This is a genomic window from Chryseobacterium phosphatilyticum, assembly GCF_002899825.2.
In the GTDB taxonomy this organism is placed as follows: Bacteria; Bacteroidota; Bacteroidia; order Flavobacteriales; family Weeksellaceae; genus Chryseobacterium; species Chryseobacterium phosphatilyticum.
This window is the reverse complement of the sequence record NZ_PPED02000003.1, coordinates 386,836-404,197: the sequence shown is the minus strand read 5'-3', so window position 1 is coordinate 404,197 and position 17,362 is coordinate 386,836. Positions and strand designations below refer to the sequence as shown.

Annotated in this window: 12 protein-coding genes; 3 read left to right on the top strand and 9 right to left on the bottom strand. The window is 36.7% G+C overall.

What is annotated here, in order from left to right; all coding sequences use genetic code 11:
- Positions 1-47: 47 nt before the first annotated feature.
- Positions 48-392 carry a MerR family transcriptional regulator gene (locus C1631_RS13785; protein WP_103250026.1) on the top strand — a complete coding sequence of 115 codons (345 nt, stop codon included), beginning with the start codon at positions 48-50 and terminating at the stop codon, positions 390-392.
- Positions 393-567: 175 nt separating this feature from the next.
- Positions 568-1,854: a ComEA family DNA-binding protein gene (locus C1631_RS13780; RefSeq protein WP_109712791.1), complete on the top strand. Its 1,287-nt coding sequence runs from the start codon at positions 568-570 to the stop codon at positions 1,852-1,854.
- Positions 1,855-2,011: 157 nt separating this feature from the next.
- Here C1631_RS13780 and C1631_RS13775 read toward each other — a convergent pair whose 3' ends face one another.
- The 6 genes from C1631_RS13775 to C1631_RS13750 all read right to left on the bottom strand — a co-directional run bounded on the left by C1631_RS13775 (position 2,012) and on the right by C1631_RS13750 (position 7,023).
- The gene (locus C1631_RS13775; protein WP_109712789.1) at positions 2,012-3,235 is read right to left on the bottom strand and encodes a YncE family protein; all 1,224 of its coding nucleotides are present in this window, start codon (positions 3,233-3,235) and stop codon (positions 2,012-2,014) included.
- Positions 3,236-3,439: 204 nt separating this feature from the next.
- A complete protein-coding gene (rluF, locus tag C1631_RS13770; protein WP_109712787.1) occupies positions 3,440-4,162 on the bottom strand; it encodes a 23S rRNA pseudouridine(2604) synthase RluF in 723 nt (240 codons plus the stop codon).
- A 27-nt stretch (positions 4,163-4,189) separates the two neighbouring features.
- Positions 4,190-4,888 carry a tRNA pseudouridine(55) synthase TruB gene (truB, locus tag C1631_RS13765; protein WP_109712785.1) on the bottom strand — a complete coding sequence of 233 codons (699 nt, stop codon included), beginning with the start codon at positions 4,886-4,888 and terminating at the stop codon, positions 4,190-4,192.
- A 24-nt stretch (positions 4,889-4,912) separates the two neighbouring features.
- Complete coding sequence (locus tag C1631_RS13760; protein ID WP_109712783.1) at positions 4,913-5,731, bottom strand: undecaprenyl-diphosphate phosphatase; 819 nt, start codon at positions 5,729-5,731, stop codon at positions 4,913-4,915.
- Between the two features lie 93 nt (positions 5,732-5,824).
- A complete protein-coding gene (locus C1631_RS13755) occupies positions 5,825-6,121 on the bottom strand; it encodes a DUF3098 domain-containing protein (protein ID WP_109712781.1) in 297 nt (98 codons plus the stop codon).
- Positions 6,122-6,123: 2 nt separating this feature from the next.
- A complete protein-coding gene (locus C1631_RS13750) occupies positions 6,124-7,023 on the bottom strand; it encodes a cell division protein FtsX (RefSeq protein WP_109712779.1) in 900 nt (299 codons plus the stop codon).
- Positions 7,024-7,114: 91 nt separating this feature from the next.
- On the opposite strand from C1631_RS13750, the gene rsmA reads away from it, so the two are divergent.
- Positions 7,115-7,885, top strand: coding sequence for a 16S rRNA (adenine(1518)-N(6)/adenine(1519)-N(6))-dimethyltransferase RsmA (gene rsmA, locus C1631_RS13745; protein ID WP_103249285.1), 771 nt, complete (start codon positions 7,115-7,117; stop codon positions 7,883-7,885).
- Positions 7,886-7,975: 90 nt separating this feature from the next.
- Here the strand turns inward: rsmA and C1631_RS13740 are convergent, their stop codons facing one another.
- The 3 genes from C1631_RS13740 to C1631_RS13730 form a co-directional block, all read right to left on the bottom strand.
- On the bottom strand, positions 7,976-10,336 hold the full coding sequence (locus C1631_RS13740; protein ID WP_109712777.1) for a choice-of-anchor L domain-containing protein: 2,361 nt from the start codon (positions 10,334-10,336) through the stop codon (positions 7,976-7,978).
- Positions 10,337-11,152: 816 nt separating this feature from the next.
- Entirely contained in the window at positions 11,153-14,743 is a 3,591-nt protein-coding gene (locus C1631_RS13735; protein WP_109712774.1) for a choice-of-anchor L domain-containing protein, read from the bottom strand.
- A gap of 169 nt (positions 14,744-14,912) precedes the next feature.
- Complete coding sequence (locus C1631_RS13730) at positions 14,913-17,276, bottom strand: choice-of-anchor L domain-containing protein (protein WP_109712773.1); 2,364 nt, start codon at positions 17,274-17,276, stop codon at positions 14,913-14,915.
- Positions 17,277-17,362 lie beyond the last annotated feature (86 nt).

Below are 17,362 nucleotides of genomic sequence, written 5' to 3'. Positions count from 1 at the left end.
GATGCATCTTCAAAAAATTTTTATCTTTGAAGTTTAGGATTTGTAAAATGAAAATAAATTTGCCTGATAAACTGTATTATTCTATAGGAGAAGTGGCTAAAGCTTTTGATGTAAATACTTCACTAATACGCTATTGGGAACAGGAATTCCCTATCATCAAGCCTAAAAAGAATAGAAAAGGCAACCGATATTTCACTCCGGAAGATATCAAAAATCTTCAGATGATCTATCATTTGGTAAAGGAAAAAGGATACACTCTGGATGGAGCTCGTGTTGCTTTAACAACAAACAGCAGAATTTCAGAAACCATCACGATTATTGACCGCCTTGAATTTGTAAAAGCAGAGCTTCTCAAGTTAAAAGAATCTTTAGGAGAACGGGATGAAGAATAGTGTAATCAGGCTTTGCATAAAAACATGATCCTCCAAAAAAAACTGGGGGATTTTATTTTATACCCAATATCATTTTCATTTATTTTTTCAACACAGACAAAGAATCTATATTCTAAACTCAAGGACTTTCTATTTTCTCATTGCCATGCTTTAGTTTTATTGGTAAGTTTATGTTATGATGAGAAAAAACAACTACCAGAAGTTAGCATTTATGATTATGCTATTAACGATCTTATTGGTCTACCAGAAGCATACCAGTAAAGAGAAAGAGCCTTTTCCAGAAATAAAATTCATAATAGATTCTTCAGTTCCTGCTGTCATAAGAGATTTTAATCCTAATAGTTTAAATCATAAACAATGGCAAGAACTTGGCTTTTCTGAAAAGCAGGCATCCACAATTCTTAAATATAAAGACATCGTTGGCGGCAAATTTATCTCAAAAGAACAATTAAAGAAATGCTATGCCATTTCTGAGGAAAAATTCAAAGAAATAGAATCATTCATTTTGCTACCGGAAAATCATAAAAAATCTCTATTCAAACCCTTTAAAAGCTTTGAAAAAAATAAATTGATTATTACCGGAAAATTTAATCCTGATCACTACTCTACAGCTGATTGGATCAAAATGGGTTTTAGTGAGAAGCAGGCAGATGCCATTTTAAAGTATAAAAGTTATTTGGGCGGAAGTTTCATCAGTAAAGAAAAGTTTAAAGAATGCTTTATGATCTCATCAGATCATTACACCCAACTTGCCCCCTATTTGATACTACCATCAGAAACACCTGATAATCTCAAAAAAATTATTAAAAACCACTATTCTGAAAAAAGCACCATGCAACACCAGCCATTTGATCCTAACAATCTCGGACTACAGGAATGGCAATCACTCGGATTCTCAGAAAAACAGGCACAAATTATCGTAAATTACCGGGATAGAAATCTACATGGTCGCTTTGAAAGTTTGGAAGATTTCCAGAAGTGTTTTGTCATATCGGCAGAAAAATTTAAAGAATTACGACCTTATATTACACTTACCGCGTCTCTTGCAAAAAAAGAGAATATACAACAGCAAAAAACTGATTTTTCAAAAATAGATCTTAATGAAATCACTTTCAAACAGCTTTTAGAATTCGGCTTGGATGAAAAAAGTGCGGGATCAATTATCGGGTTCAGAAAGAAGTTGGGAGGTTTTGTGACGAAGCAACAAATTTCAGACACCTATAACATCGACAAAGAAATAGTTCAAAAACTACTGGATATTGCCCCATTAGATCCTTCAGCCATTACGAGATATAGCTTAAATGATGCTCCTGAAGAATGGCTTAAAAATCATCCTTACTTCAAGTATTCTGCAGACAAAATTATCTTCTATAGAATTACCAATCCTGATGATAAGAAGATATGGAAGTTTCTGAAATTAAAGCCGGAATATGAGGAAAGAATGAAATTATACTTAAAATAACAAGAACTCAAGGCCGGAAACAGAATTTAAAAAGATTATTTTCAATAATTTCTAAATGTTATATAAGAAAGGTCAATCTATCTGTATACAGACTATCCCAAAACAATAACTAATATTTTGGGATAATTTGTGACGTTGAAATGTACTGGTTTAAATTTTAATGGTGCATATAATTACTAGGACCATTGGTGCCTTCAATTGATTCGGGCAATATTCCGTACTGTGTACGCAGATTGACTGTACCAAGAGTTTTCCCTGTCTCGATCTCAATGACATTAATGGTCCCTGAATTTAAATTAGGAATATTCAGGAGATTATTTTGTACAGCTACAACTTCTTTTCCTGACTTGGTTTTAAAGAAGGCCATATGATGTGCCCCTTTATCTGCATTTAAAGTTTTTAAAAGTTTTAGTTGAGGAAGATCACTCAAGTCAAAGACAAGCACTTTTCCCGGATCTGCAAAACTCACATAGAGTTTGTTTGTATTATCAATATACATTTCGAGTGCCCAACCTAATCCTTGTGTACTTCCTTCAAACACCTTAGTAAAAGCATCATATTTTTTGGTTGTGGCATTATACGGGGCCATCCAGATATCTCCTCCAAGCATCGTTGTAGCCAGAGCATATTGTGGAAAATTTCCGCGCAGTAATAAAACCTCAACCGGAGCAGACATGTCCGTCTGTGAATCTGCCACACGATAGGTCTCCTTTATTTCATAGGTATTGAGATCTAATAAGGTAACTGTATTCCCTGAACCAGTGGTAAGATCCGGATGAATCGTTGAGCTTACCATCATGATTCCTTTTTCCTCATTAACGGAAATACCATGCGGATACATTATAAATTGGTTTGGATTATCCTGAATGGGGGCTTTAATGGTTTTGATAAGCTGATTATTATTAGCATTAAAAACACCTATACTCCCATCTTTTGGCCCTCCTGCCCCTCCCATAAAGGTCATAAAATATCTTCCGTCATTGGTGAAAAATAAATTTTCTCCCACCGTATTCTCACCTGTATTGATAGGTGTTGCACTTACTAATTTGGGTTGTCCATTTTGGTCTTTCTCAGTCTTTATCTCATATAGATAGCTTCCTCCCAATGCTGTTGTAAATAATTTTTTCGCATTGTTATTATAATAAATATGATGAGGTAAGACTCCAACGCCCAATTCAAGTTTATGACTTATATTTCCAAAATTGAGAGATTCAGGATCGAGTTCTATAATGGCTATTCCGTCTGGTGCTCCATGCAAACTTCTGTAGTCAATATAAAACAAAGAGTCATGTGGATGGTCTGAATTATGATTATCATCGTGACAATTGATGAAAATTATCAAAACAATAAACAAAACAACCTTGTTTAAATTTAATTTCATGATTTTTAGATTATGGATGCAATAAATATAACATATTTTACAATAAAAATAAAATATATTACACCAATATGTGAAAAATAATGAAATAACGGTAAACCTAACCTTCTTTTTTAGCAGTTCTGTAGGCGATTATAAACGTATAAATGCTACAAAACTTTATAAATATGGTCAGGAAAAAAGAGGATGAAACCTCTCAGATATATTTTAGTCAGTTGTTTTACTAGAATCAGATAGCAAAAGGTTCAGATTATTAAGTTCATCATCCGTAAGGTCTCTCCACTTTCCGACTGGAAGGTCAAGCTTTATATTCATAATACGGATTCTTTTCAACTTTTTTACCTCATATCCGAGATATTCGCACATTCTACGGATCTGTCTGTTTAAGCCTTGTGTAAGGATGATTCTGAAATTCATTTCATCAATCTTTTCTACCTCACATTTTTTTGTTACGGTATCCAAAATGGGAACACCATTTCTCATTTTCTCTAAAAATCTCGGTGTAACCGGCTTATCTACGCGTACGAGATATTCTTTTTCGTGATTGTTTCTGGCACGAAGGATTTTATTAACAATATCCCCATCACTAGTAAGAAGGATCAATCCTTCACTAGGTTTATCCAATCTTCCGATCGGAAAAATTCTTTTAGGATGATTAATGTAGTCAACAATATTATTTTTCTCGCGCTTAGTATCTGTTGTGCACACAATTCCTACAGGCTTGTTGAAAGCAATGTACACAGGTTTTTCCTGTGGTTCTCTGATGGGCTTTCCATCTACTTCCACAAGATCTTCATCAGATACTTTTGTCCCAAGTTCCGGAATCTTTCCGTTTATTTTTATTCTTCCTTCTTCTAAAAGCTTATCTGCTGCTCTTCTGGAGCAATAGCCGACTTCTGATAAATATTTATTGATACGTGTCTTTTCCATTATTTTATGCCATAGGAAAGTTTATTTTCATAACCCTTCAAATCTGTAATCATTATTTAAAAACTGGTCTGTAGCATCTTCAATTGTGTAGTCACCTATTTTGGTACGCCTCAATTGTGTTAAATAAGCTCCAACTTCCAATTCCTGTCCTATATCATGAGCAAGACTTCTGATATAAGTTCCTTTTGAACATCCCACTGTAAAACTTATCAAAGGAAAATCTATTTTCACCTCTTTGATATAGTGAATTGTTGTTTTTCTGGATTTCATTTCTACTTCCTCTCCTGCTCTGGCAAGATTATAAGCTCTTTCTCCATCTATCTTTATAGCAGAATACACCGGGGGTTTCTGTTCAATCTCTCCTACAAATTTCTCTAAAGCATCTTGTACCTGCGCTTCCGAGATATGAGAAATATCCTGATGAAGAATTTCCGGTTTTTCTGTATCGTAAGATTCTGTCTGAACTCCTATTTTAATCTCTGTCCAATATTCTTTGGGAGCATCCTGAATTTCAGGAATCTTCTTTGTGAATTTACCACAGCATACAATAAGCAGCCCTGTAGCTCTCGGATCCAACGTTCCGGCATGACCTATTTTAAATTTTTTAGGAAGATCAAATTCCCTTTTAAGTTTATATTTCATTTTATTGACAGCCTGAAAGGACGTCCAGTCCAGAGGTTTGTCTAATAAAAAAATGTATCCTGATTTCAGTTCTTCAGCCGTCATGAATGGGGTATAAATGAAGATTTCTTATTTAAAGAAATAAAAGTAAATTAGTAAAGCTATTCCCACAAAAATACGGTACCATCCCCAAGGTTTGAAACCATATTTGTTAAGTACACCGATAAATGCCTTAATTGCGATCAATGCAACAATAAACGCGACCACATTTCCAATCACAAAAATCATAATATGATCCTGTGAAGATAGAATCATTTCATATCCTTTCTGTGGGTTTGGAGTTTCTTTTCCCCAGGTTTTGACGAAAACAGAATATACGGTAACTGCTAACATCGTAGGCACTGCAAGGAAAAATGAAAATTCTGCTGCAGCTTTTCTTGTAAGCCCCTGAGCCATTCCTCCGATAATAGAAGCAGCACTTCGGCTCGTTCCCGGCATCATCGCAAGACATTGCCAGAACCCAATGGTTATAGCATTTTTTATAGTAATACCTTTTTCGTCATCAATTTTAGGATTTTTAAACCATTTATCTGCAAAAAGCAATATAACGCCTCCCAACACCAGCACCGAAGAAATAGCAATCTGATTCCCCAGAACCGCCTCAATTTTATCATCAAACAAATATCCTAACACTAATGCAGGAACTACTGCAAAAGCCAGTTTAAAGTAAAACTGAATATTATTCAAATCAAAAAACTTTTTCCAGTACGCGACTACAACCGAGAGAATTGCTCCGAACTGAATAGAAACCTGGAACATTTTTAAAAATTCTGTTTCTTCCAATCCCATAAGGTTAGCCGTAAACCCCATATGAGCTGTAGAAGAAATAGGAAGATATTCAGTAAGCCCTTCTACGATTGCAATAATAATTGCTTTAATTAAATCCATATTCGTTAAAATGTAAAAGATTAAGAGACCCTGAAATTTAGAATACAAAGTTCCAAATTTCCTAATCTCTTAATCTCTTACTGTAAGTTTTATTTATTTTCTTTTTAATATCGCATACACCTCTATCACAAAACCAATGACAACAAATAAAGGTGCTATTCTGATTCGTCGGATAGAAAAGATATCATCATTCCATGAATTAGGATCAAATTTACCATCTACCGTATTTGCATCAGATCCCATCATTAAAAGAAATCCTACTACTATAAATGCCAATCCTATCAGCATCCATTTGAAGTTTTCTTTTCCAAAATAGAAGGTGTTTTCTTGGGGTACTTCTGCTTCATTTCCAAAATTTGAAGCGGAAAAATTATTTGTTTTTTTGCTCATTGTTAAGAGTAATATAAATCGTCAACGTTTGATTTTAAGAATCTCCATGTTGCAATAATGGTACTTAGAACGGTAATAAAAATACCTACTCCTAAAACCAACAGCACCAACCAAACATATTGCTGGTTATCCTGTACAAATGCAGATCCGATCTGATTTGTAAAGTAATACCAAACACCGAATAATGCCAAAAGGCCTATCAGTGAACCAATAGCACCTAAAACTACAGCCTCAATAATAAAAGGCTTAAGAATAAATCTTCTTTTTGCTCCTACCAGCTGCATTGTTTTGATAATAAATCTCTTGGAGAATATTTTAAGACGAATTGAGTTATTGATTAATACAACAGCCAATACGAGAAATAAAATGGAAAATCCAAAGATCCATTTCAAGATTCTGCTTAGGTTATTATACACATCTACCATCAGTGTACTATCATTCTTCACATCAATAATTCCCGGAACCGATTTGATCACCTTGATCGCTTCATCAATTTTTGCAGGATCTACATACTCAGGTTTTAAAGCAACTTCAATAGATGAAGGAAAGATATTTTCTTCAAATAAAGCGTCACTATCAATTCCCATACTTTTCTTGGCTTCCTTTGCAGCCATACTTCTTGAAATGTAGGTTGCTTTTTTTACAGGAGCTAACGTCTGGATCTTTTTAAAAGTTTCCTCCTCAAGTTTTGCAATTTTTACAGAATCTTTAGCGTCATAATTTTCATCAAAGTAGGCGTTCACCACCAACTGTTCTTTGATATAGTCAGAATACTTTTGGGCATTGATTAAGATAAGCCCCATTAATCCCAACAAAAATAACACTAAGGCAATACTTATCACTACTGTAATATTGCTGGACCGAAGCCTTTTCTTATTAAATTCATCTACAGATTTAGCCATTAATATTAAAATTTTTGGCTAAAATAGAAAAAATCTTCCGAAATTTGGGACGAAATAAAGAAAATCATTGTTAATAAAATCATAAAAAACCTTGAGTGTAAAAGCAAAAAAACATCTGGGCCAGCACTTTCTGACAGATGAAAACATCGCAAGAAAAATTGTAGAAGGGCTTAGTTTTGAGAACTATAATAACATTATGGAAGTAGGTCCCGGAATGGGAGTTCTTACCAAATATCTTCTTGAAAAAGATCAGAACATTTACCTTGCCGAAATTGACACAGAATCCATCGAATATCTTAAAAATAATTATTCAAAGGTTACGGAAAATACTTTTGTAGGAGATTTTCTGAAACAGGATTTTAGTTTTATCGGAAAAGAACAGATTGCTATTATTGGTAATTTCCCTTATAATATTTCCTCGCAGATCTTGTTTCAGATTGTTGATCATTATGAAATCATCCCGGAAATGGTTGGTATGTTTCAGAAAGAAGTCGCTGAAAGAACAGCTGGAGTACCGAGAACTAAAGATTATGGCATCCTTTCCGTTCTGATTCAGGCGTATTATGATGTTTCTTATATGTTCACCGTTCATGAAAACGTTTTCAACCCGCCGCCAAAAGTAAAATCTGGTGTAATCAGACTGACAAGAAATCCGAAAGAAGGCCTGGCAGGCAATGAAGTGCTTTTTAAACAGATCGTTAAAGCAGGATTCAACCAAAGAAGAAAAAAACTATCGAATGCCCTGAAAGTTTTAAATATTCCTGAGGCATTAAAAGGGCATGAATTTTTAGATAAAAGAGCTGAAGAACTTAGTGTTTTAAATTTCATACATTTTGCCAATCTGTGGAAAGAACATCAATAAGATATAAGCAGAAGCTTCTTTATCAGAATTTTAATTAAAAAAACAAAGCCTTTCAAATCAATTGAAAGGCTTTGTTTTTATTATGATTATTTATTCTCTGTTCTTAAGCATAATCCATCCGGACCAATTCATCTGCGTTTTGGATTTTGGATATTCAAAATTAAACTTGTACCAGTAAGTTGCTGTAGGTAATCTTTTCCCCCCTACACTTCCATCCCAAATCGGATTATCTTTTGAGAATCTGTAGATCTCTACGCCATATCTATCATAAACAGAACCTGTAAAGTTTTTAAACTGTCCCAGAGCTGTAAGGTCCAGTACGTCGTTGATCCCATCATTATTTGGTGTAATAATATTAGTAATCTGTAATGTAAAGAAATCAAAAGTTCCTACACAGTGCGTTCCCACTCTTCTTATTAATATTGTATAATTTGTATTATCTAAAAGATTGGAAAATATGTTTGACTGTTGCCACGTAATTCCATTATCAATAGAATATTCCAAACTACTTGGCGTATTATTCATTGGAGGGTTTTCTGCAATAATCGTTAATGTTTTTTTAGAACTTTCATAATCTACTGCTGTCACAAAAGGTTTTGCAGCTCCCATTACTTTAACAGGGAAAACTTTTTTACAGATTCCATTATCAATTTCTACCGAGTAAATCCCCCACTGGTCTACATTTATCTTTTGAGTGGTCGCTCCGGTACTCCATAAATATTTATAACCAGGTCCGGCTCCCGCATCCAGTGTAACGATATCACCTATACACATTTCAACATCTGTTAAAGGTGAAGTAATTTCAGGTGTAACTTCTATTCTTATAACAGCAGGATTCAAAGATTTACAACCTTTAGTTCCAATAGCATATACGGTAAATGTAGTCGTTTGATATAACGTCACCGTTTGCATATTTCCTGTCCCGGAAAAATTACTCCACAAATAGGTATCACCACCTTCTGCCGTCAATGTAACTGCTTCACCCGGACATATTTTTATTTTTGAGCTTTTCAATTTTGCAGTTGGTGTTGCTTCTTTTAATAATTTTAGTTCTATCGTTTTACTACAGAACCCACCATTGGAAACGACAACATATAAGATCTGCCCATCATTACCATTATATTGTAATAAATTCTGGATATAATTATTATTTTGAGCTATAGCATCAGCCTGATTTTCATAGAATTTGAACACAGCACCGGGAGTCGTACTGATGGATGGCTTTACCGCCTGTAAATCAAAAGTCGTTATATCAGGAGTTGTACAAAGAAGCAAAGTGGCATCGTTAGCCTGAGGAGTAAATCCTCCATGAATTTCTATAGACGCCTTACCCGGGCACGGGTTCCCCGGAACACTTACTTCAATAGTGTATGTTCCCGGCTGGGTCGCCGTAATTGTATTTGTTGTAGCACCAGGAACAAGAGTACCATTATGAAACCATTGATACACTAAATTTGGATCACTTACAGAAGCAGTAATTACCTGAGGTACATTGTCACAAACATTTATGTCTGACGGTAATTGTGCACCGCTAGGATCTAAAAGCTCTACTCCGATATTAAAAGATCCACCTTCCAAAAATACAGCAGAATCGTAACTATGGTCACTATAATCAGCAATTACCATTTTAAAATGATATTGCTGTCCTGCCGTAACAGTTGCCGTAGCAGTAAGCGGAATTGTTCTTCCGTTAAAATTAGTTTCTACATTCGCCGTATTATATCCTGCAAAATATTGTTCATTAACAGCTCCGCAAACACCTGGTATTGCCGGGTGAATATTGGTGATACTTACCGGGCCGGCTGAGTTGGGAAGTACAGCCATATTAACATATGGTCCGCCCGAAGTAGGTCTTAACAAAATTGCAAATGCATCAGCAAAGTTACAGGGAAATGACCCGGTATATTCTTCAGATGCTATTAAATAGTTAAATTTAATCTGAGTCGTTGTAGGTACAAAGTCAAATTCCAATAATACGGCATCATTTAACCGGCTTTCCTGCACCCCGATAACCTGTGCCAAATCCGCATCTGTTCCTCCCCCATTAACGTCACTCAATGTAAAATTTTCGTAGCTGTTTCCAGCTTTTCTTGCAAATCCGGTTGAAAGAATAATACCATCTTTGAAAGGAAAGTTCGTTGCGGCTTTATTAAAATATCCCCATGCTCTGTCTGCATCACCCACCGCATGATTCGGAGTAATCTTTACATTACTCACATTAGGTGTAACACAAGTATTCGTTCCTGATGAAATCAGGACATCTTTTACTAATTTTTCTATATTATACGTAGTTTCTGTATATGCGGGAGCATTTACATCTATGAAAGCTCCTGCTCTTGCGGACAACGAGGATTTATTTTCCCTTACAGGTTTTCTAGATTGTGGAGTTTGTGAAAATAAGAAGGTCGAGACGACTAAAAAAAATAGACAAAGCGGTAGGTTTCTTATCATAATATTTTTGTTTCAACAAATTTAATTTTTTTTTGAATATACCATATACATATTTCATTTTTTTCTACCAAAACAACAAAAAATAAAGTACTAATGAGAAAAACTCATGATTTAATACATCTTCAAAAATTGGATAATTCAGGCGCAATTCTTAAAGTTTTTTCTCAAAAAAGCATCTACACTAACGAATTCTTCAATTGTTTTGAAGGGCTTGCTATCGTATAATATGTCTTATCTAATCTCTGTTTTTCAGCATTAGTTATCCGGGCAAATTAATCAGCGTTTTTGATTTAGGATATTCAAAATTAAATTTAGACAAGTTGGTCGATGTTGGTAATTTTTTCTACCTATTCAATTTCAAATTTCCCTTAGAAAATTTAAATATTTCAACACCATATCGGTCCTAAATAACTCAGCAAAACTTTTAAAAATGTAAAGAATTCTACAATTCCCATACTATGTGTTACTGCTCGTCGTATTAGAGTATCATTGTTTTATCGGGAAAGGTTCACAAAAATATTAGATATTTAGTCCGTTGTACCATTATCAATAGAATAACTCCAGGTTGCTTCATTTTATTGTTCATCGGAGGGTTGATGACTTCCACAACCAATCCCTTTTTAGCTCCTTCATGGCTTAATAAAATAAGATGGGGCTGCATCCATCACTTTTGCCTTATTTTTTTTTCACAAAAATCATTATCAACTTCTATGGTACAGATCCCCCATTATACCATAGCCCATTCTTTAACACGAAAAACAACAAAATCTTTCATTTATGAAAGATTTTGTTGTTTTTTTATATTTCAATGTTTATTTAATTTCTATTTTTCAGAAGTATCCAACCTGAGCGCTGCTCCAACTTGCTGCTTGCCGGGTTTTCCCACTGCACTCTGTACCAATACGTACCGGTAGGCAGATTTGATCCTTTTAAAGATCCTTTCCATATAACATCCCCTTTTGTGGCTTTAAATACCTCCGCCCCATATCTGTCGAAAATAGAAGCTGCGAAGTTTTTATATCCACTGACTCCTGTAAAATCTATTGTATCATTGATACCATCCATATTAGGGGTAATGGCATTGCTGATAATGAATGTAAAGTAATCCAGCGAAGTTCCACATTTTGCATCTTTAACTCTTACCATTAAACGGTAATTTGTATTATTCAGAACTCCTGTAAATATATTGGATCCCTGCCATATTATTCCTCCATCAATAGAATACTCCAAAGTTCCTCCTGTAGGATTACTTGCTGTAAGGGTAAGAATATGGTTTTCATAAACAACATTGGTAAACTGTGGCAGATCCGGGTTGATCAGTTGGGCAGTGAAGACTTTTGAACACACCCCGTTACTGATAGTTACAGAATAAGTCCCTGCCGTATTTACTGTAATGGTCTGAGTTGTTGCGCCGGTACTCCACAGATAGGTATAATTAGTCCCTGCTCCGGCATCTAAAACCGCTTTATCTCCGGCACAGGCATACACATCTTTCAATGTAGAAACAATGGCAGGAACGACTTCAATTTTAATTGTAGCAGGAACTGTGGAACTACATCCATTTCCTCCCAACGCATATACCGAATAAGTAGTAGTACCTACAGGCGGAGTTACTACCTGAGTATTTCCATTTCCGGGAAGACCTACCCAATTATAGGTAATTCCTCCGGTAGCAGTCAGCGTCACTGATTCTCCTTCACAGATTTTTGTTTTAGAAGCAGCAATTCCTGCAATAGGTGGTCCTACCTGAACCGTAACCGTAGCTGGAGTTGCTGAAACACATCCATTGGCTCCTACTGCAAAAACAGTATAGGTAGTTGTATTAGTAGGTGAAACGACCTGAGTACTTCCATTTCCGGTAAGACCATTCCCCCAGTTATAGGTAACTCCTCCGGAAGCCGTCAGTGTTACGGATTCTCCCACACATATACGAGGTTGTGATGAAACAAGTGCAGCCACCGGCAACACTTTATCTTCCTGTACTGTAACTGTTGCAGTATAAGTACAACTTAAATTTCCTGGCTGCGATACGTTTGTAACGGTCAATGTATAGGTACCACCGGCATTTACGACAGGGGTAAGAGTAGTTCCTCCTGAAACAATATTTCCTCCTGTTGTTGTCCAGTTAATGGTAGATCCCGCAGGTACTACAGAAGCTGATGCATCTATAGTAATCTGAGGTGTTGTACAAGTCACTGTTTGTGGTGCAGCGATCGTTAATGTGGTTTCAGGAGTTGTCAGCAATTGCAGAGAAACAACATAACTACAACCTCCATTACTTACCAAAACATATATAGTCTGATTTGAACCCGTTGGCAAATAAGTTGTAGGATTTGCTATAGAGTTGGCATTAGCAGCATTGGCATCAGCCTGATTCACATAATAAACAAAGGTTATGGGACCAGCAGCCGTTGTAATTTGTGTTTGGGCTTCAGTTAAATTAAATGTAAGTCCCGGTTGATAACACTTGTGCAAAATTGCATTTTGTGCAGTAAAGGGTTCCGACACTTCAATAGTGATAGTACCTGGATTTTGAGACACACATCCATTGGCTCCTACTGCAACTACAGTATAAGTTGTTGTTGCGGTAGGCGAAACAGTTTGTGTATTTCCGTTTCCTGTAAGGCCATTCCCCCAGTTGTAGGTCACTCCTCCGGTAGCGGTCAATGTTACCGATTCTCCTTTACAAATCTTTATTTTGGTAGCTGTAAGCCCTGTATTAGGGGGAGCACTATCTCCTGTAACAGTCACATTGGCTACAGCTGTACAGTTAACATCGCCTGGCTGATAGGTTTTTGTTATGGTTAAAGTATAGGTACCCGGTGCATTGATCACAGGATTAAGGGTGTTTCCTCCCGAGACAATATTTCCTCCGGTAGTCGTCCAGTTAAATGTTGCTCCTGTTGGATAAACTGAAGCCGAAGCATCGAGTGTAATCTGAGAATTAGCACAAGTCAAAGCCACGGGAGGAACGATAGACACCGTCATCTGTGGAGCCTTTACGAGTTGTAGCTCTGCAACTTTAAAACAAAATCCGGTTCCAACCCTAACATACACAGTTTGCCCTCCGGGACTTTGATAAGTCGCAGGATTTGGAATTGTACTGGTATTTCCAGCGTTTGCATCTGCTAATGTGGTATAGTATGAAAATGTAGCCCCGGGAGTTGTACTTATGGAAGCTTGAGCAGACTGTAAATTAAAAGTAGCATTTCCAGCTGCATAACAAGCTGTCAGGGTAGAATTCTGCACGGTAGGAGAAGTTCCGCCTACGACAGTAACAGTTGCTTCTCCCGGACAACTATTGCCCGGAACAAACACTTTAACAGTATATACACCTGGTTGCGTTGCCGTATAACTGGCATTCACTGCTCCGTTAATCTGATTATTATTTAAGAACCATTGGTAGGTTACGTTGGGCGCCTGAACAGAAGCCGTGAAGGTCTGTGGTGTATTATCACACATATTCACAGAAGCCGGTAGTTGTACTCCGGCCGGATCCAGAATTTTAACTCCAATATCAAATGATCCAGCCTCCAGAAATACTGCAGAATCAAAATTTCGATCCTGGTAATCAGCCAATGCCATTTTGAAATGGTAAGTTTGTCCAGGTATTACAGTTGCTTTTGCCGTTAACGGAATAGTACGGCCATTAAAGTTGGTTTCAATCTGAGCTGTATTGGTACCTCCATAATAGGTTTCATTCTTAGGTCCACAATTAGGGTATTGTGGGTGGATATTCGTTACACTCACCGGTCCTGCTCCATTAGGAAGTACCGCGAGATTAGTATAGCTGGGATCTCCAACTTTTTTTAACAGAAGAGCAAAACCATCGGTGATGGTACATGGAAAATTCTGTTGATACTCTTTAGAGGCAAATAGATATCTGAATGTAATTTCAGTAGAAGCTGCAACAAAATCAAACTCTATATAAGTGGCATCTTTAAGATCTGTAGCGGGAAGTCCTAATGCTGCTGCCAAGTCATCATCTCCTCCGGTTCCCAGAGCATCACTCAGATCAGCGTAATAGGTATTTCCACCTTTATAAGCGTAGCCGGTTGAGAGTATAATCCCTTTACTAAAAGGAAAGTTTGTATTGGCTTTGTTAAAATAGCCCCAGCTTCGATTCTGATTGGTAGGTTGTAAGTTAGGGGACACCGTTACATTGCTTACATTAGAAGTAGCACACCCTCCTCCGGATATCAGAACATCTTTTACCAGCTGAGTAATACTGTAGCTGGATTCGGGATAGCTGAGTGCATTTACGTCAATAAAAGCACCTGCTTTCATAGTGGCAGCGCTAGGTTTTTTGGCAACTCCTGTTCTTTCCCTGTTCTGAGCAAGAACCAGACTTCCCACAAAAGCAAAAAATAACGCTAAAAATAAATTTCCCGTCCTCCTATTTAACATTTTATATTATTTTAAACAAAAATACTATTTTTTTTGTTTGAAATTCAACTTAATATAATTTACATTGCTACTAACGCAAATTTATTTATCGTAGAATATCAACTTAATTTTTTTCAATATAATAAAAAAAGACTAACAAAGTAGTCAGTCTTTTAATTATATCTTAAAATTATTCTATATTCTTGAGAAGGATCCATCCTGTCTTTATGGTAAGCTGCTTACTCGCAGGATCTTCAAAGGTTAACTGATACCAATAAGAAGAGGTAGGCAGGCGTTTACCCTGGAAAAAACCATCCCAGTAGGGTCTGATTTTTTCAGCCTTGAATACTTCTTTTCCGTAACGGTCAAAAATCTGACCTTTAAAATCTTTATAATTACTCACTCCTCTGAAATCAATAATATCATTAATATTATCGCCATTTGGAGTAATCACATTTCTCATAACAAATGTAAAATATTCAAGGAATCCTTCACAACTTGTGAATTTAACCTTCACCCGGATAGAAATGACTTTATTTGGAGGTACATTTGTAAATACATTAGAACCCTGCCATGTGAGCCCGTTATCTATAGAGTATTCCAGCACACCATTACTAGGATTATTCGCTGTAAGCACCATCATTCCTTTATCATTGTAATCAACTTTTATAATTTGTGGAATAACCGCCTGAATAACCTGTGCTTTAAATTCTTTGGAGCATATTCCATTGCTAATATTTACAGAGTATTCTCCAGGAGTATCAACAGTGATGGTCTGGGTTGTTTCTCCTGTACTCCACTGATAGGTATAACCTGGTCCGGAGCCGGCATCCAGAAGAATCTTATCTCCTTTACAGATATATCCACCTTTCACACCGGAAACAATAGCAGGAATTACTTCAATCGTGATACGCGCCGGCTGTAATGATTTACACCCTTGTGCTCCAATCGCATATACAGTATAGGTTGTTGTCTGAGTTGGATTTACAGTTCTGATTCCTCCTGTACTGGAAGAATCTCCCCATTGATAGGTCACACCTCCGGAAGCCGTTAAAAGTAATGACTCCCCTACACAAATCTTCAACCTCGGCGCCGTAATTTTTGCAACCGGAGTTTCTTCTTTCCTTAAAGTCAAAGTAGCAATTTTGCTACAAAAAGCACCGTTAGAAACAAGCACATATAATACTTGTCCATCTGTTCCGCTATAATTTGTCAGATTGGTAATATTGCTGTTATTTTGAGCCAGAGCATCTGCCTGATTTGCATAAAACTTAAACACCGCTCCCATCGTTGTGCTGATCAGAGGCTTTGCGTCTTCTAAATTAAAGGTTGTAAGATCCGGAGTTGAACAAAGCTTAAGCGTTGCATCATGCACAGTAGGACTTGTTCCTCCGACAATGGTAATAGAAGCTTCGCCCGGACAGTTATTTCCCGGAATCATCACTTTTACAGTATATACTCCTGGTGCTGTAGCGGTATAGGTAGCGTTGGTGGCTCCCGGAATCAGAACCCCGTTTTTATACCATTGGAAAGTCATCCCCGGAATTGTAGCTACCTGTGCTTTTAACACTTTTGGGGTATTGTCACACATATTAATACTACCCGGTAACGTAGCTCCTGCTTCGTCCACAATTTTAATCCCAATATCAAAAGAGCCTCCTTCCAGGAAGACAGCTGAATCATGCCCTGTATCTATAGCATCTGCTAAAACCATTTTAAAGTGATAGGTCTGTCCCGGGATCACATCCGCAACAGCTGTCAACGGAATAGTTCTCCCATAGTAATTGACCTGAAGGTGAGGATCGTTCATTCCAGCAAAATAAGTGGCATTAATAGGTCCACAGGAAAACAAACTTCCTCCGGGTACAATATTCGTTACACTCACCGGCCCTGCTGTTCCTGGTAATATTGCCAAATTGGTATAGGTAGGATCACCCGCCTTCTTTAGTAAAAGTGCAAAGGCATCAGAGAATCCACTGCATGGATAATCGTTTGTCGGCTCATATTCCTCAGAAGCAAATATATAGTTAAATTTAACCTGAGTTGAATTGGGAACGAAATCAAATTCCAGAGCTACAGCATCATTTAATGTAGAAGTATTACCAGTAGCCGCCACAAGATCGGCATCACTTCCGGTACCTACACTTTTACTTGCCATGCTTATAAAAGAATTTCCAGCTTCTTTCGCATGTCCTGTTGTCAATACAATTCCGTCTGTAAAAGGAAAATTAGTTGTCCCTTTATTAAAGTATCCCCAAAATCTATTGGTATTATCTGCTGCGTGATTGGGACTTACCGTAACATTGGTTACACTAGCCGTCGTACAGGTAGAGCCCCCATTGATCAGAACATCTGTAACAAGCTGTGCCGGAGAAAACCCAGAAGGGGTATAGGAAGCTACATTTACATCTATAAATGCTCCTGCTCTCAGGCTTTCCGCAGAAGGTTTTGATTTTGAAACCTTTCTGTTACGAACGCCTTGTGAAAATACAGAAGCAGAAGCCAATAAAAATATTAAAAGAAAAAAGTAGTTTTTTAATCTATAGTTTAACATTTTGTTTTCATTTGCTCAAATGTAACAAAATTATCTGTAACATTTTAAGCTAAAAGACCATTTAAGTTCATTTTTAGACAATCATC

What these genes read in the sequence shown, in the direction of transcription:
- C1631_RS13785 (WP_103250026.1), top strand. Translation starts at nt 48, where the DNA reads ATGAAAATAAATTTGCCTGATAAACTGTATTATTCTATAGGAGAAGTG.
- C1631_RS13780 (WP_109712791.1), top strand. Translation starts at nt 568, where the DNA reads ATGATGAGAAAAAACAACTACCAGAAGTTAGCATTTATGATTATGCTA.
- C1631_RS13775 (WP_109712789.1), bottom strand. Translation starts at nt 3,235, where the DNA reads ATGAAATTAAATTTAAACAAGGTTGTTTTGTTTATTGTTTTGATAATT.
- rluF (WP_109712787.1), bottom strand. Translation starts at nt 4,162, where the DNA reads ATGGAAAAGACACGTATCAATAAATATTTATCAGAAGTCGGCTATTGC.
- truB (WP_109712785.1), bottom strand. Translation starts at nt 4,888, where the DNA reads ATGACGGCTGAAGAACTGAAATCAGGATACATTTTTTTATTAGACAAA.
- C1631_RS13760 (WP_109712783.1), bottom strand. Translation starts at nt 5,731, where the DNA reads ATGGATTTAATTAAAGCAATTATTATTGCAATCGTAGAAGGGCTTACT.
- C1631_RS13755 (WP_109712781.1), bottom strand. Translation starts at nt 6,121, where the DNA reads ATGAGCAAAAAAACAAATAATTTTTCCGCTTCAAATTTTGGAAATGAA.
- C1631_RS13750 (WP_109712779.1), bottom strand. Translation starts at nt 7,023, where the DNA reads ATGGCTAAATCTGTAGATGAATTTAATAAGAAAAGGCTTCGGTCCAGC.
- C1631_RS13740 (WP_109712777.1), bottom strand. Translation starts at nt 10,336, where the DNA reads ATGATAAGAAACCTACCGCTTTGTCTATTTTTTTTAGTCGTCTCGACC.
- C1631_RS13735 (WP_109712774.1), bottom strand. Translation starts at nt 14,743, where the DNA reads ATGTTAAATAGGAGGACGGGAAATTTATTTTTAGCGTTATTTTTTGCT.
- C1631_RS13730 (WP_109712773.1), bottom strand. Translation starts at nt 17,276, where the DNA reads ATGTTAAACTATAGATTAAAAAACTACTTTTTTCTTTTAATATTTTTA.